15 protein-coding genes are annotated in these 15,278 nt (G+C 66.6%); 3 read left to right on the forward strand and 12 right to left on the reverse strand.

Annotated elements, in window-relative coordinates:
- The first annotated feature begins 1 nt into the window (after position 1).
- Positions 2-1,225: a beta-ketoacyl-[acyl-carrier-protein] synthase family protein gene (locus tag GAK28_RS09680; protein WP_291777800.1), complete on the forward strand. Its 1,224-nt coding sequence runs from the start codon at positions 2-4 to the stop codon at positions 1,223-1,225.
- A 555-nt stretch (positions 1,226-1,780) separates the two neighbouring features.
- Here the strand turns inward: GAK28_RS09680 and GAK28_RS09685 are convergent.
- The 6 genes from GAK28_RS09685 to GAK28_RS09710 all read right to left on the reverse strand — a co-directional run bounded on the left by GAK28_RS09685 (position 1,781) and on the right by GAK28_RS09710 (position 8,397).
- Positions 1,781-2,980, reverse strand: coding sequence for a histidine-type phosphatase (locus tag GAK28_RS09685; protein ID WP_291777802.1), 1,200 nt, complete (start codon positions 2,978-2,980; stop codon positions 1,781-1,783).
- Positions 2,977-4,242 (reverse strand): TonB-dependent receptor, encoded by a 1,266-nt coding sequence (locus tag GAK28_RS09690; protein ID WP_291777804.1) that lies wholly within the window; start codon positions 4,240-4,242, stop codon positions 2,977-2,979. The genes GAK28_RS09685 and GAK28_RS09690 overlap by 4 nt, the downstream gene beginning before the upstream one ends.
- 1 nt (position 4,243) lies before the next feature.
- Positions 4,244-5,449 carry a TonB-dependent receptor plug domain-containing protein gene (locus GAK28_RS09695; RefSeq protein WP_291777807.1) on the reverse strand — a complete coding sequence of 402 codons (1,206 nt, stop codon included), beginning with the start codon at positions 5,447-5,449 and terminating at the stop codon, positions 4,244-4,246.
- A gap of 106 nt (positions 5,450-5,555) precedes the next feature.
- Positions 5,556-6,632 (reverse strand): FecR domain-containing protein, encoded by a 1,077-nt coding sequence (locus tag GAK28_RS09700; RefSeq protein WP_291777810.1) that lies wholly within the window; start codon positions 6,630-6,632, stop codon positions 5,556-5,558.
- Complete coding sequence (locus tag GAK28_RS09705) at positions 6,625-7,140, reverse strand: sigma-70 family RNA polymerase sigma factor (protein WP_291777812.1); 516 nt, start codon at positions 7,138-7,140, stop codon at positions 6,625-6,627. Before GAK28_RS09705 ends, GAK28_RS09700 begins: the two co-directional genes overlap by 8 nt.
- Before the next feature lie 66 nt (positions 7,141-7,206).
- On the reverse strand, positions 7,207-8,397 hold the full coding sequence (locus GAK28_RS09710) for an MFS transporter (protein ID WP_291777815.1): 1,191 nt from the start codon (positions 8,395-8,397) through the stop codon (positions 7,207-7,209).
- 88 nt (positions 8,398-8,485) lie between these two features.
- Here GAK28_RS09710 and GAK28_RS09715 point away from each other — a divergent pair, with 88 nt between their 5' ends.
- Positions 8,486-8,932 carry a helix-turn-helix domain-containing protein gene (locus GAK28_RS09715; RefSeq protein WP_291777818.1) on the forward strand — a complete coding sequence of 149 codons (447 nt, stop codon included), beginning with the start codon at positions 8,486-8,488 and terminating at the stop codon, positions 8,930-8,932.
- 156 nt (positions 8,933-9,088) lie between these two features.
- On the opposite strand, the gene GAK28_RS09720 is transcribed toward GAK28_RS09715, so the two are convergent.
- The 4 genes from GAK28_RS09720 to GAK28_RS09735 form a co-directional block, all read right to left on the reverse strand.
- Positions 9,089-10,072 carry a threonine/serine dehydratase gene (locus tag GAK28_RS09720; RefSeq protein ID WP_291777821.1) on the reverse strand — a complete coding sequence of 328 codons (984 nt, stop codon included), beginning with the start codon at positions 10,070-10,072 and terminating at the stop codon, positions 9,089-9,091.
- Between the two features lie 56 nt (positions 10,073-10,128).
- Positions 10,129-10,956, reverse strand: coding sequence for an EamA family transporter (locus GAK28_RS09725; protein ID WP_291777824.1), 828 nt, complete (start codon positions 10,954-10,956; stop codon positions 10,129-10,131).
- 210 nt (positions 10,957-11,166) lie between these two features.
- Positions 11,167-12,447 (reverse strand): carbohydrate-binding protein, encoded by a 1,281-nt coding sequence (locus GAK28_RS09730; RefSeq protein WP_291777826.1) that lies wholly within the window; start codon positions 12,445-12,447, stop codon positions 11,167-11,169.
- Between the two features lie 344 nt (positions 12,448-12,791).
- A complete protein-coding gene (locus GAK28_RS09735; protein WP_291777829.1) occupies positions 12,792-13,613 on the reverse strand; it encodes an SDR family NAD(P)-dependent oxidoreductase in 822 nt (273 codons plus the stop codon).
- Between the two features lie 116 nt (positions 13,614-13,729).
- Here GAK28_RS09735 and GAK28_RS09740 point away from each other — a divergent pair, with 116 nt between their 5' ends.
- A complete protein-coding gene (locus tag GAK28_RS09740; RefSeq protein WP_291777832.1) occupies positions 13,730-14,662 on the forward strand; it encodes a LysR family transcriptional regulator in 933 nt (310 codons plus the stop codon).
- On the opposite strand, the gene GAK28_RS09745 is transcribed toward GAK28_RS09740, so the two are convergent.
- A complete protein-coding gene (locus tag GAK28_RS09745; protein ID WP_291777835.1) occupies positions 14,631-14,882 on the reverse strand; it encodes a hypothetical protein in 252 nt (83 codons plus the stop codon). The two genes, GAK28_RS09740 and GAK28_RS09745, sit on opposite strands and share 32 nt — an antisense overlap.
- A 9-nt stretch (positions 14,883-14,891) precedes the next feature.
- The gene (locus tag GAK28_RS09750; RefSeq protein ID WP_291777838.1) at positions 14,892-15,149 is read right to left on the reverse strand and encodes a hypothetical protein; all 258 of its coding nucleotides are present in this window, start codon (positions 15,147-15,149) and stop codon (positions 14,892-14,894) included.
- Between the last annotated feature and the right edge of the window lie 129 nt (positions 15,150-15,278).

Below are 15,278 nucleotides of genomic sequence, written 5' to 3' on the forward strand. Positions count from 1 at the left end.
TATGTCGATGCGCCGCGTGGTCATCACGGGAATGGGGGCGATCAGTGCCCTGGGTGTGGGTGCACAGGCTTTGTGGACGGCGGCTCGCGATGGCCGGGATGGCATGAGGCCGTTGCATCATGCGGAGGCGGAGAAAATCCGCGCGCCGCTGGCGGCGCAGGTGCCGCCGGACTGGGATCCCGCCGCCCATTTCGACGCACGGCGCCTGTCGATGCTGGACCGGGTGTCGCAGTTTGCCTGCGTGGCGGCGGACGAAGCGTTGAAGCAGTCGGGTATCGACTTGCATAAGGGCGATCTTGCGGATCGCACCGCGGTGATCGTGGGTACTGGCGCGGGTGGCGACACCACGCACGACGAGCAGGCATGGCAGCTGTATGCCGGGAACTCCGGTCGCATCCATCCGCTGACCATTGTCCGCCTGATGATCAACGCCCCGGCGAGCCAGATCAGCATGGCGCACGGCACGCGAGGGCCGGCGTTCGCCGTGGCGAGTGCCTGTGCGTCCAGCAACCATGCGATCGCTCAGGCGATGTCGCTGATTCGTTGTGGCATGGCCGATGTGGCGATCTGCGGTGGTACGGAGGCCTGCTTCAGCTTCAGCGCACTCAAGGCCTGGGAGGCGATGCGCGTGCTGGCAGTGGGTGCCTGCCGTCCGTTCAGCGCCGATCGCACGGGGTTGGTGCTTGGGGAAGGGGCAGGCATGTTCGTGCTGGAATCGCTGGACCATGCCCGCGCTCGCGGTGCGCATGTGCTCGCGGAGCTGGTGGGTGCGGGGATGAGCGCCGATGCGGCGGATATCGTCCATCCCGATCCGGGCGGCAGTCGTCTCGCCATGCATCGGGCCCTGGCGGATGCGAAGGTGCCGTACGACCGCGTGGATTACATCAATGCCCATGGCACCGGGACCAAGGCCAACGACCCGGTGGAGACACGCTCGATCCACGACGTGCTGGGCGATCACGCCAGGCACGTGCTGGTCTCGTCGACCAAGCCGGTGCATGGTCATGCCTTGGGTGCGGCGGGTGCGCTGGAACTGGTGGTGACCCTGGGCGCCCTGCGCGAAGGCATCGTGCCGCCTACGCTCAATCTCGATGCCCCTGATCCCGAATGCGATCTCGACTACGTGCCGAACGTCGCGCGGGAAAAACGATTGCGCGTCGCGATGAGCAATTCATTCGCCTTCGGCGGCCTCTGCGCCGTGCTGGTGGTCAGTCGCTGGCAGTGACCCGTCAGCATGGCGGGGATACCTCGCGACAACCGATTGCCTCACCCTCGTCGTTCCTGTGAAAACAGGAACCCAGCGCCCCGGTTTGCCAGCACTGCGAGGGCGCTGCATCGGCTTTACGTAGGAGGCCGCGAGGCGATAACCGATTGCCCCGCGCTGGGTTCCTGCGTGCGCAGGAACGACGTATCACCTCACGTCGTTCCTGTGAAAACAGGAACCCAGCGCCCCGGTTTGCCAGCATGGCGAGGGCGTTACATCGGCCTTTGCGTAGGAGGCCGCGACGCGATAACCGACCGCCACGCGCTGGGTTCCAGCGTTCGCTGGAACGACGCATCACCTCACGTCGTTCCTGTGAAAACAGGAACCTAGCGCCCCGGTTTGCCAGCACTGCGAGGGCGCTGCATCGGCTTTACGTAGGAGGCCGCGAGGCGATAACCGAATGCCCCGCACTGGGTTCCTGCGTGCGCAGGAACGACGCATTACCTCACGTCGTTCCTGTGAAAACAGGAACCCAGCGCCTCGGGTTGCCAGTACGGCGATAGCGCCGCATCGCATTTACGGCATGGACGCCTGCTTCGCCATTGACGGCAGCGCATTGTCGATACGGTTGGCATCCAGTCGCTTGCGGGCTTCCGTGACAAGGGTATCCAGCGGACATTCGCCCATGGTCGGACATCCGGCCACGTGGACAGGACCGCGCTTCATGCCCTCGTACCGATTGGCACGCAAATCATCCATCGACGGCATCAACTGACGCACGAGAACGAACGGATGACCGTCGCGCTCGACAAGCGTGAACGACAGCGCACCACCCGGCGAATAGTCGTCAGGACGAGCGGCATCATGCCAGTCGAGACCGAACACGCCGGCGATGTTCGCCAGATTGGTGTCATGCCCCACGAGGACGACGACGCCACGTCCCGTCGCCAGCAGCGGGGCGACGCTGGGCTTGTCGCCTGCGGCCGCCTGCAACGTTCCGAGGATATGCGCAGCGAGGTTGGAGCCCGCCCTGGCGGCCGCCGGCATGGCCTTCTTGCCGGCCGCGAACTGCGCGTTGTGCAGCAGGATCAGCCGCTCCAGGGTGGACCGATCACCGCGCCCGAACGCTACGGCCGACATCGGCAGGCCTTCCGCATAGGCCAGCATCAGGTTCTCGCTAAGCGTGCCAGCGAGCTTCATCGCCTCGGCGGGCGCCTCCGGAAGGAGCTTCTTGCCGTCCTTTTTCGCCACGGATGCGCAATCCAACGCACCGCAGTCCAGCAGCAGCGATTGCAGCGCCGTCAGCGCGGCATGGGCTTGCGCGGAGGTCGACGGCGCATCGTCGTCATCATCCTTGCGGTAGTGGAACAGCGCATTGTTCTCATCGCCGGCAGTGGCGAGATAGCCAAGGTGGCACCCGGGCGCGAGCCCTTCCGAGAACGCCTCGCTGCTTTCCCGGTTACGCGGCGTGCTGTCGCCGATCACCACGACGCGATCCGCATCGGGGCATGCGGATGCCAGCGCGCCATCGGCAACAAGCTCCGTCCGCCAGCGCGCACCGATGGCTCGCATGCCATCCTTTCCGTGCGCGGTGAGCATGCCGGGTGCCACCGACCACGCCGGCCACGTGCCACGCGCATAAGCCGCATAGGTCTCGGCAGGCTTCGTCGGCGAACGCACACCATGGCGAATGAGCACAACCTCGGCACGCACGACATCGCCAGCATGGGCAGCCGTGGCGACACCCAGGGCGAGAAGCAGCAGCGCGGCCCTCACAGCTTCACCGACAGGTCGAGAAACACGCCTCGGCCAGGCAGGCCGAAATACAGCGGTGCGCCACCCACCGACTGTGTGCCGGCATAACCGGTGATCTTGTGCACGTTGAAGAGATTGTTCACGTCGACGCTGATCGAGTAGCCCTTGGTGCCCGCCGGACCGTGATCGGTGCGATAGCCCGCGGCCGCATCGACGCTGAAATAGCCACCGATGCGATTGCCGTTTTGGAAAACAGGCTGTCCAGTCTTGCCGGCGACGTTGTCCACGCCGTACTGCTCACCAAGGAACTTGCCCATCAGCGACCCGAAATAGCCGCTGCTGGCGCTGTACAGCAGGCCGAGCGCCGCCGTGACCTTCGGCGTGCCGGCTACCTGTACGTTGCTGCCCTTGTACGTGGCCTTGTTGTAGCTGGCGTTGCCGTAAAGGCTGAGGTCGTGGGTAAGGGCGAAAGTGGCTTCCGCTTCCGCACCCTTGTAGATCGCGCCACCACCGTTGACGTAAGCCGTTTCGTTGCCGTTGCCCGTGGCGACCTGGGTCTGTGCGATCAGGTTGGAGAAGTCGATGTAATAGACATCGGCGCCGAAGGTGAGCTGGCGCGAGGCGTAGGCCGTGCCGAGCTGGTAGTTCTTCGTCAACTCTGGATCGATGCCTCGCGAACCATTGACCTGGATCACGTCGATCGGCGGGGCGAGGAAACCCTTGGCCGCCTGCGCATAGGCCGTCCATGAATCGCTGATACGGTCATGCACGCTGATGGAGGGCAGGGTGGTGCTATAGGTCGCCTCGGCGGTAAGCGGCACCGGCGGCGATACCTTGTTCAGCGGCGCCTCGATGCGACGCGTCACTTCGGAGTAACGCAGGCCGGGGCTCACGGTGATGCTGTCGGTGACCTTCCAGTCGTACTGCACGTAGGGCTGGAACGTATCGGTACGGTCGTCCAGCTCGTAGTTCTGGATGGGGCCGTACTTGGTGCCGGTCTTCGCGCCGGTGGTGAGGTCCAGCGGGAACTGGTAGCGCGCGTCGATATTGCGTTCCAGCCATGCGCCTGCAAGCAGGCGACCCGGTCCGAGATCGCGGCCGAGGCGAAGCACGTCGCCGAACGCATGGAAACCCGAATCGGACTGTTTGCCGGGGAGATCGTTGGGGGCCGTCGCGACCTTCTTGCCCTTGGCATTGTAGAACGTCACGCCGTTGTCCGCCGGGTTGATGTCGGTGGCGTCCGCCGCCTTGCGCGCCCAGTGGTCGAAGGTGTTGAGGTACACCTTAGTCCTCGATGTCCCATTCGCCGATACGCGAATCCAGTCCCAGGTAGGTGAAGCTCGAATAGTAGGCGGCGTTGTTCGCGCCCTTGTAGTTCTGCACCGTGGGATCGTCGCCGAGACCGAAGCGCCAGCCGTAACGGGCGATCTCGTCCAGCGTGGCGCCCTGCACCGTGTTCTGGTGTTCGCGGTTGTAGCTGGTGACGAAGGTCAGTGTGGTCGCGTCGCCGAGTTGGCTGATGGTCTTGATGAAGACGTGCTGGCGCTTGTCGTCGGTGCCCTTGAGGTAGGTGTCGCTGGATTCCTTGGAGATATCCGCGAATACCTTGGTGTTGCCGATGGTCTCGTCGGCGGCGACGCCGCCGGCCCGCGTGTTCCAGCTGCCGATGGTGAGGTAGGGCGTGATGCCCGGTTCGTCGGACGGATCGCGCGAGCGCAGGCCGATGGTGCCGCCGAAGGTCGCGTTGCCGATGGTGCTGCCGCCGCCCGGGCCGCGATCGATCTGCGCCTGGCCGAGCACGTGGTTGTTGAAGTACGCCGAGGTGGTGTGGTGCAGGTCGCTGGCGTCGCCGAAGGGGATGCCGTCGAAGGTGATGTTGAACTGGCCGTCCTGGAAGCCGCGCAGGCTGATGCCTTCGTTCTTGCCCAGGCCCGGGCCTTCGGGCGAGGTGACGGTGATGCTCGGCGCGTACTTGATGATGTCGTCGAAGTTGGCGTTGAAGCGCAGGCCGTCACGGATGAAGCGCTCGTCGATCACCGAAGTAGGCTGGGCGGCGTCGAGCGGCGGTGCGCTGGGGGCGAGCGTATCCACGGCGTTGGCGCTCACGCTCACCGGCGCGAGGTTCTTCGCCGAATCACGGGTGTCGATCGCCGGCAGGCTGGCGTCGGCCGGCGTGGTGCCGGCCCGTACGTTTCCCGGGACGATCTTTGCGGTGGTGGGTGTGACGAGGCGATAGTCCAGGTGCGTATCGCGCAACAGCGCCGCAAGTCGTTGCGCCGGCGCCAGGCCGGCGGGCACGGCGTGGCTGAGCACGCCCTCCGGAATCGCCGCGTCGTAGACGACCTGCCAGCCGGTGTCGTGGCTGAACTGGTCCAGCGCCTGCGCGAGCGGCATGGCGGCGATGGCCGTCGGCGGTGTCGCCGCGTTGGCGATGGCGGGTGCCGCGCTGGCGAGGGCCAGGGCGATGCACAGGGCGAGCGAGTGACGCATGCAGGAACTTCCTTCGATGGGAGGGGGAGGACGCGCGTTGTCGTCCGACCCCATCCATGAGTCCCGGCGCGGAAGGATGGGTACCGCCGATTCGATGAATTTTTTCTTACAGCCTGCGGCGAGGCGGAGCGGCGACGACGCGGATGCGCTCCGCATCGCGCTCGACGGCCACGCCAGGAAGACTGGTGAGGTAACTTACGAAGGCTTCGGGATCGTGCGCATGGAACACGCCGCTGATCCGGCGTTTCGCCAGTGCGGGTTCGTCGATGCGCAGCGGGCGCGTGGTGTATGCATTGAATCGGCGAGCCACCTCGGCCACGGGCATGTCATGGAAGCGGATATCCGCCGGCAGCCATGCGGTAGCGACGGCGGTATCGAGCGTGCTCCGTTCCAGCACCTTGCCGCCCCCGTCGACGCGCACAGTTTCACCGCCGTCGATGTCCGCCACGCGCTCGCCACGGGCCACGTGGCCGGTCAGGCGTTGCGCCGTGGTATCGAGCCAAGACGCCGAGGCATGCCACACGGAGACCTTGCCGCTGACGACGGCGACACGCGCGCCGTCGCCGTCGCGATCCACGTCGAACACGGTGCCGATGTCCTCGATGCGCTGCCTGCCGACCTCCACGGATAGCGGACGCGCGGGATCGTGGCCGATATCGAACGAGGCCCGCCCGGCGACCAGCGCGATGCGCCGCGACGTGGCGTCGAACGCCACGTCCACGATGCCGCCGGGCGACAGCTGGACGCGTGTATCGTCGGGCAGTTGCAGCATGCGTACGCCGCTGGCGTCGGCCGTGTAGCGGATAGGTGCCGCGGAAGGCGTGGCGGGTCGGAAGGCAACGGCGCCCGCCACGAGCAGCAGCACGGCGGCGGCCGCGACGTAGCGCAAGGCCCGGTGACGTGGGCGTCGGGTGGCCTGGGCTTCCACTCGCTCGCCGAACAGGGGCACCACGCGCGGTTCGCTACCGGCACGGGCGACGAGGTCCGCCATCGGCATGTCGTCGAGCGCGGCGGCGGCGCGCAAGTCGCCATGCAACTGGGCGATGGCGAGGTATTCCGACACGTGCCGTGGCGAATGGCGCAGCCACGACATGAAACGCTCTTGCGCACCGGCGTCCGGCGCGTCGCGCATGTCGAGGTACCACAGGGCGGCCTCTTCGGCGATCCGGCGCGAATCATTCATAGCTCTGCATCCCTTGCCGGCACGCGGCCAGTCCCTTGACGATGTATTTCTTGACCATGTGGGTGGAGATGCCGAGCGCGTCCGCGATCTCGCGATAGGGCATGTCGTCGCGATAGTGCATCACCAGCACGGCGCGGCATTTGGGCGTCAGGCGCGCGATCACGGTGGCGAGGCGACGGCGGCGCAGGTCGCGATCCACGTCCGCACCGGCTTCGCAGGGCGTGGCGAGCCGGTCGATCACGTCGTCGATGCCTTCGCCGCCCAGCGGGGCGCGCTGGCGCATCTGCGCATGCTCCTTCACCAGGTTCGCGGCCACGGTGAACAGGTAGGCCTCGGGGTTGCGCACGGTCTCGTCGCGTGAGCCGGAGTTGCGCAGCAGTCGCAGGTAGACCTCCTGGACGAGGTCTTGCGCGTCCCAACGATGGGCGACGCGGCGCAGGAAATAACTGGCGAGCTTGGGACCCTTGTCGACGAGAAGGTGCGCCCAGCCCTGGGGCGTATCGGTCACGCGGGGACTCCAGGTTCGTCGCGGCAGGATGGGCGCGGAGTGTGTCCGTCGTGTGACGGGGTGTCCTCAACGCCGTCGCGCGACACCTCGGGTTGCCCACCAGAAAACCAGCGCGACGAGGCTGGTGGTCGCACCCAGCCAGCAGACGCCCGCCCAGCCCCAACGGGCATAAGTGGCCGTACCGGCGGCGGCCCCCGTGCCGCTGCCCACCGCGTAGAACAGCATGTAGAGCCCCACCATGCGGCTGTGCGCTTCCGACCGTGCGCTGAAGACCATGCTTTGGTTGGTCACGTGCAGTGCCTGGCCGCCCATGTCCAGCAGCACGATGCCGAGCATCAGCGCGGCCAGGGATTGATCCATGAAGGCGAGCGGCAACCAGGACAGCGCCAGCAGGAGCAAACCACCTGCGCTGGTGCGCGCGCCGTGGCCACTGTCTGCCCACCGCCCTGCGCGTGCCGCTGCCAGGGCGCCAAGCGCTCCGACCAGGCCGAAGGCACCGATGGCCGCGTGCGACAGCGAACGCGGCGGTGCGCTGAGCGGCAGCACCATGGCATTCCAGAAAATGTTGAAGGTGGCGAACATCAGCAAGGCCAGCACGCCGCGCACCTGGAGCACGCGCTCCTCGCGCAGCAGGGTGGGCATGGAGCGGAGCAGGGCGAGGTAGCTCAGTCGTACCGGTGCCACCGTCGTGCGCGGCAGGGCGAGCCGAAGCAGAAGCACCAGCAGGATGGAAGCCACGGCGGAGCAGGCGAACATGCCGCGCCACCCGGCGATGTCGCCGACCGCGCCGGAGACGACGCGCGCGAGCAGCAGGCCCATCAGGACGCCGCTTTGCGCTACGCCCACGAACTGCCCGCGCCGCTCGGCCGGGGCGATGCTCGCCGCATAGGCGATCAGGCCCTGCGTCATCGCGGTGCCCAGCGTGCCGATGCCCACCATGCCGGCCAAGAGCAGCGGCCAGCTCGGTGCGAAGGCCACGGCCGCGAGCGAGGCGGTGAGGCCCAGCGACTGGATCAGCATGAGCCGGCGCCGCTCGACGCGGTCGCCGAGGGGGACGAGGAATAGCAGGGCGATGCCGCAGCCGACCTGCGCGGCGGTCATGACCTGGCCGAGCCGGGCGTCGGGGATGCCGAATTCCTTGCCGATGGCGTCGAGCAGGGGCTGCGCGTAGTAGATGTTGGCGACGCACAGGCCGCAGGCGAGGGCGAACAGCAGCGCGACGCCGTGGGAGGGCGGCACCGGGGATCCGGAGGTCATGGCGGGCCTTTGAGGTTGCAAATCGAAACTAGTGGAAGGCTAGGCGACCGGGTTTTAAAATGCAACCTTGCAAGCGAGGTCCATTGGCATGAGTGAACGAGTCCACAGCAGCAGCGTGACCTGTCCGGTCGCGCGCGCCATCGATGTCATCGGCGACCGCTGGTCGTTGCTGATCCTTCGCGATGCGCTGGATGGCGTGCGGCGTTTCGGTGATTTCCAGCGCAGCCTCGGTGTCGCCAAGAACATCCTGTCGGATCGCCTGCGGCGGCTGGTGGAGGCGGAGGTGCTGGTTCTTGCGCCCGCGTCCGATGGCAGCCCGTACCAGGAATACACGCTATCGTCGACGGGGGCGCAGCTGTTTCCGGTAGTGACGGCGATCCGCCAATGGGGCGAAAAGAACTTGTTCGATCGTGGCGAGCCTTATACCCGCCTGCTGGACACGCGCACGGGCAAGCCGGTGCCGGTCATGAAGCCGCTGGCCAGCGACGGCAGCGTGCTGTCCGCCGACAACACGGCGATCCGCCGACCCGGCTGACGGACTGCCGTTGTCGTTCTGTTGTAGGAGCGAGCTTGCTCGCGATCCCTCAGGATGGCCATGGCGGTTGATGCCATGCGTTGCATCCGGGCCGGCTGTCGCCGGATCGCGAGCAAGCTCGCTCCTACAGAAGGTACAGGTGCCGTGGCGACGGGATCAGACTTCGCCGCGCAGGATCGCCGCGTACAGCTCGGCGTCCGCATTGGCGCCGGAGACGACGATCGCTACATGGCTGTCTCCAACTGGCAGCCTGTCGTTGAGCAACGCCGCAAGCGCCACCGCGCCGCCCGGTTCGATCACCAGCTTCATGGACTGGAAGGCGAAGCGCATGGCGTCCTTCACCTCGTCCTCGGAAACCGTCAGTCCGCCGCTCAGCAGGGCCTGGTTGATGGGAAAGGTCAGTTCACCGGGCGAGGGCGACATCAGCGCATCGCAGATGCTCCTGGCCTCCGGCGACACCTTCTGCCGCGTGCCGGCGACCAGCGAACGCGCGGTGTCGTCGAAGGTTTGCGGTTCGACACAGTAGACGTCGATATGCGGACGCAATCCCTTCACGGCCGTCGCCACGCCAGCGGTCAGGCCGCCGCCACCACAACACACCAGCACGGCCGCGAGATCCACGCCTAAGTCGGCGGACTGCTCGATGATCTCCAGGCCCACGGTGCCCTGGCCCGCCATGATGTACGGGTCGTCGAACGGCGGTACGCGCACGGCGCCGCGTTCCTCAGCGATGCCCGCGGCGATCGCCTCGCGCGATTCGTTGAAGCGGTCGTACGTGACCACCTCGGCACCGAGGCGACGCGTGTTCGCCAGCTTGTTGGCCGGGGCGTCGGCGGGCATGACGATGGTGGCTCGGATGCCGAGCCGCTTCGCCGCCGCAGCCACGCCCTGCGCATGGTTGCCGCTGGACCAGGCGACCACGCCCGCCTGGCGTTGCGTGTCGTCCAGGCGTGACAGACGATTGTACGCCCCACGAAACTTGAACGAGCCCGTATGCTGCGCGCCTTCGAATTTCACCATCACGCGCCGGCCGACGCGTTCGTTCAAGGTGTCGAATTCGAGCAAGGGGGTGCGCACGGCGGCCCCTTTCAGCTGTTCGGCGGCGGAGAGGACGTCGGCGATCTGGATGGCGAAGCTCACGGGGTCTTCCTGTAGGTGCGGTAACGGCGGCAGGGTAACCGGTCGGGTGATGGGTGTCAGGCCAGCTTGAGCATCGCGGCACCGGCCACGATGAGGCTCACGGCGACCATTCGGCGCCGACCGACGCGTTCGCGCAGCACGGCCCAGGCGAGGAAGGTGCCGAACACGATGGAGGTTTCGCGCAGCGCCGCGATCACGGGAATCGGCGCGCGCGTCATCGCCCAGAGCGCGAGTCCGTACGATGTGATGGATCCCAGGCCGCCGACCGTCGCGAGGGCGAGGTGGGTGCGCGCGTAGACGAGCAGCGCCTTGCCGCGCGTGGCGAGCGCCCACAGCGCCAACGCCACGCCGGAAATCAGGAACGGCCAAAGGGTGTAGCCCAGCGGGGAATCCGCGCGCCGTACGCCCATGCCATCCACGATGGTGTAGCCCGCGATGACGAAGGCATTGAGGAAGGCGAAGCGCAGGCCGCGCGCATCCTGTGTCTGGCCGAAGGCGACGCCCAGCACGCCCGAGCAAATTAGTGCGATGCCGGCGAAGGCGCCGAGGGTGAGCGGGTCGCCATGGGGCAGGGCGAGGTTCGCCATGGTCACCAGCAAAGGCGCCGTACCGCGCATCACCGGATAGACCTGGCTCATGTCGGCGAGCTGGTAGCTGCGGGCCAGCAGGAAGAAGTACGCGGTCTGCAACACCGACGACAGGGCGATGAAGGGCCAGCTCGGTGACGCGGGCGGGGGAAGGAAGGGCAACGCCACCGCCGCGATGACCGCGCCCGATGCACCGACCAGCACTGCGCTGAGCATCGCGTCGCCACCGCGCTTGACGATGAGATTCCAGGTAGCGTGCAGCAGGGCGCCGAGCAGCACCACCGCGAAGACGAACATCGTGCGGCCTTGTCGTGGGGAGCGACAAGGATACCGTGCGGTTATGGCGAAGGCATGGCCGCCACCGCTTTACTGTAGGAGCGAGCTTGCTCGCGATCCGGCGACAGCCGGCACGGATGCGACACACGGATCGCGAGCAAGCTCGCTCCTACAGGAAAATGGCGACTTGGAGACCCGGGAGCCGTCGAGGGTCGGCTCCCGGGGTGTGGCTTACTTGCCGAGGTTGCTCAGGAAGCGCTTGGTGTACTGGAGCACCGACGTGGACGGCAGCGAGTTGCAGGTCGGCGACGCGGTGCCCTGCGAGCACGGTGCGTCACGGTCGAGCGACCAGAAGTGCAGGCCGGCGAGCTTGTTGGCCGCGGCGTACGTGGTCACCTTGTCGATATCCGCCACCTGGAACACATTGGCGGAGACATCGTTCACGCCGATCATCGGAGTGATCTCGATCTTGTTCAGCGGGATGCCGTAGGTATGCTGCAGGTTCAGCACCGCCTGGATCGCGGACTGGCCCATGTCGCATGCGCCGTTCTTCATCACGCAGATGCTCGGGCTGCCGCCGCCGTAGTCCATGGTCATCAGGTTGATGGTGTAGTTCTGCAGGCCCAAGGCCTTCACCAGCTTCACCACCGTGTCGCCCGTGCTGTTCACGCCGCCGTAGCTGCCATCGGACGCGGCCAGCGTGGCGAGGGTGAACGAGAAGCGCAGGTTCGGGTAGATGCCGGCGGCGTACACCGCATTGTTCACCAGCGCCTGCAACTGCGCCTGTGACTGTCCGGCCTCGATGTCGAAGTCGACGCCGACCAGGTGCGCGCCGTTGTAGCGCGAGATGAAGGCCGCCATGTTGGTCGCGCTGCCGCAGGTGAAGCTGCCGTTCGCGCCACCGGTGGAGATGACGTAGTTGATCCCCGCATCGTTGATCCGCTTGATGTTGGCGGTGGCGAAGGCCGCGCCGGGCACGCCGCCCCAGTTCTCGCTGCCGCATTCGCCGGTGGCGAAGGCCAGCGTGATGGCACCGAGGTTGGGCACCTGGGTCGAGACGAGGCTACCCGCGCCCACCACCGGAATCCGCGTGCCGGTGACCGAGGTGGAGATGATGTTGGTGTTCCAGTCCATGTTGATGGACGTGTCCTTGTACGGACTGAACAGCAACGTGCCCGCGCCCGGCGGCGGGTTGTTGGGCGGCGGGTTGTCCGGCGGGTTGCCCGGGTCGCTGCCGCCGCCAGAGCAGGCGCCCTGCGAGGTCCATGGCTGGCCGCTGCCGGAGGCGCCGCTGTGCGAGGACGGGTCGTCGCCCTGGGTCCACCAGTTGGCAACGTAGTTGTTGCCGTTCTGGCTGGCGACGTTGCCGCCGTTGTAGACCGTCGAAGCGCTCCAGGCCGCCGCGCACGCGGTGGCGGCGTGAGCCGCCTGCGTGGGGACCGTGAGCGACAGGGCCGCCGCGATGGCGAGACCGAGCGTGGCGGAACAGCCGCCGAGTACCTTCAGGGACATCTGACACCTCCCGTATCGAATGATGGAACCCGTACGGGGAATGGCCTGCCACTCCCCGTGACGAGCTGCCTGTGCTGTAGAGCGGGGAGGGGTTTAGTCCCTGAATGACAACGTTGTCTACATTGTCCATGACAATTTGTGACGCGTGCTGTGAACAGGAAATGCTGCCTTGCGGCGAAATTTGCCGTCCGACGTCCATTAGGCAGAAATCGACGTGCTGCTGCGTCGCGACGAGAACTCGATGTCCTGTCTTGATTGAAATGACAACGATGGTCAGGCCATGTCCCTGCCAAGAGAGAGCCACCCCGTCGTCTCTTGCCGAAAACGAGGTGGCTCCCGATGGGTCAGGCGTGGTCCGTGCTGGCGGTGACGCTTTCCCAGGCGTCGATTTCCGCGATCATCGCGTCCAACTTTTCACGGGCGCGGCGCAAGGCGTCGGGACCGAGCAGCAGATGCAGCGGCGGCTCGGCGGCATCGACGGCCTGCACGATCGCCTTCGCACCAAGCACCGGATCGCCGGCCTGGCGACCGGCCATCGCGGCGAGGGCGGCACCGCTGCGACCGGTGCTCTCCGCGTAGGCCTCGTCTTCCTTGTCGCTGCGGCGGATGGAGTGGTCGGAGAGGAAGTCGGTGCGGAATGCGCCCGGCGCGACCGCCATCATCGTGATGCCCACCGGTTCGAGTTCACGCGAGAGCGCGGCCGTCAGCCCTTCCAGGGCGTACTTCGCGGCGGCGTACAGCACGGAACCCGCACCCGGCGCGCGCCCGGCGATGGAGGTGATGTTGACGATCTGGCCGCTGCCCTGGGCCCGCAATCGCGGCAGCGCGGTGCGGATGATGCGCACCGGGGTGAACACGTCCACTTCGAACAGACGGGCCATCTCGGCGTCGGTGGATTGCTCCAGGGCGCCGAGCAGGCCGTAGCCGGCGTTGTTCACGATCACGTCGATGCGGCCGGCATGGTCGAAGGCTTCACGGGTGGCACGCTCGGCCTCGCCGGGGGTGGCGAAATCCGCATGAACGACGTGCAGGCGGCCGGTATCGGTGGGCAGGTCCGGGGTGCCGCTGCGGACGGTGCCGATGACGCGGTCGCCACGCTCCAGCAGGACGCGGGCGAGAGCCAGGCCGAGGCCGCGGGAGATGCCGGTAATGAACCAGGTTTGCATGGATGTCCTCCGGGTGGGTGATGGTGGAGAACGATAAGTCCGATAGTCGGGCTAATGAATATCCAAACTTCTAATCTGGCTTGTAAGAGGAATTGAATAATGCTTTGCTTGGCGGCATGGACTCGCCCCTTTCCAGCGCCGACTACAACCAGTTGCGGGCCTTTGTCGCCGTGGCCGAGGCCCTCAGCTTTTCCCGCGCGGCCGAAACCCTGGGCGTCACCCCGTCCGCTTTGAGCCAGACCCTGCGCGGCCTGGAGACCAGCGTCGGTCTGCGCCTGCTCCATCGCACCACACGCAGCGTGTCGCTCACTTCGGCCGGCGAACGACTGCTCCAGGAAGTCGCGCCGTCGATCCAGGGCCTGCGCGAGGCGATGGACGGCTTGCGCCGCAACGGCGGTCGCCCCTCGGGACGGCTGCGTATCCATACGTTCCGTTCCGCCGCCGAGAACTACATCGAACCCATGCTCGGCACCTTTGCCCGCGAGTGCCCGGACGTGGTGCTCGACATCACGCTGGACGATGAGGTGGTGGATGTCGTCGGCGGGGGATACGACGCGGCGCTACGCCTGGGCGAAGTCATCGAACGCGACATGGTTGCCGTGCCGTTGGGGCCCTCGATGCGGCAGCTCGCCGCCGCCTCGCCGGATTACCTGGCGCGGCATGGCGTGCCGATGCATCCGCGCGACCTGCTGCGACACCGTTGCATCCGCTGGCGCTGGCCGGGGCAGCCGCATCCGTATCCCTGGGAGTTCTTCGAGGACGGCGCCTGGTTCGAGGTCAACGCGGACGGTCCGCTGGTGGTCAGCGACAAGGCCATGGCGATCCGTGCGGCGGCGCAGGGCGTGGGTGTCTGCTTCACGGTGGAATACGCCTTGCTGCCGAGCTTCCGTAGCGGCGAGCTAGTGCCCTTGCTGGAGGACTGGGCGCAGCCCTTTCCGGGCATGTACCTGTGTTATCCGCAACAACGCCAGATGGCGCCCGCGCTGCGCGCCTTCATCGATGCGGTGCGCGAGGTGGCTAGTCGCGTAGATGTCCCAGCAGTTCGCTGACCTCTTCCTCGGTCAGCCCGACACCCTCGACCGAAAGCCACACCGGCAGGCCGGTACGCCGGTTGGTGAGCTGGCACGCGCCTTCGCGCGGCACGCCGCCGATCAGCACGTCTTCGAGCGCGATCGTGCCATCGTAAATGCTGGCGATCGCGAAGCCGTTTTCCTGTTCGAGCACCGCGAACTGCAACTCGGGATGCCACCACACCACGTTTGAAGCCATGCGCGTGCTTCAGTACGTGGTGGCCAGGGAGGCGAGGGCGTGCAGACGATTCGCGTAGTCGCTGAAGCCGAGGCCGCTGGCGGTGGGGTCGTCGCTTTCGTCGAACAAATAGATGCCCTCCATGGCGATGCGCGCTCCGAGCGCCTCCAGCTCGAGCAGCACGGCTTCGTCGAGCTGAAGATGGATGGGCACCGCGATGTCAGTGTCGATGCGGAGTTCGCCGTTCGGCTGGGGAAGGCCTACGGGGTGTCCATCCACATTAAGCACGACAAACCGGTCCTCTGCAATCTGTCTAAGGCAGTAGGGAAAAAAACGGCGGTAGAAAGGACGATGCACGGGGATTGCACTGTGGGGGAGAGCCGGCACCGGTATCGGGGCCGTGACCATCCACTGTAA

This window comes from Luteibacter sp., assembly GCF_009912395.1.
GTDB lineage: Bacteria > Pseudomonadota > Gammaproteobacteria > Xanthomonadales > Rhodanobacteraceae > Luteibacter.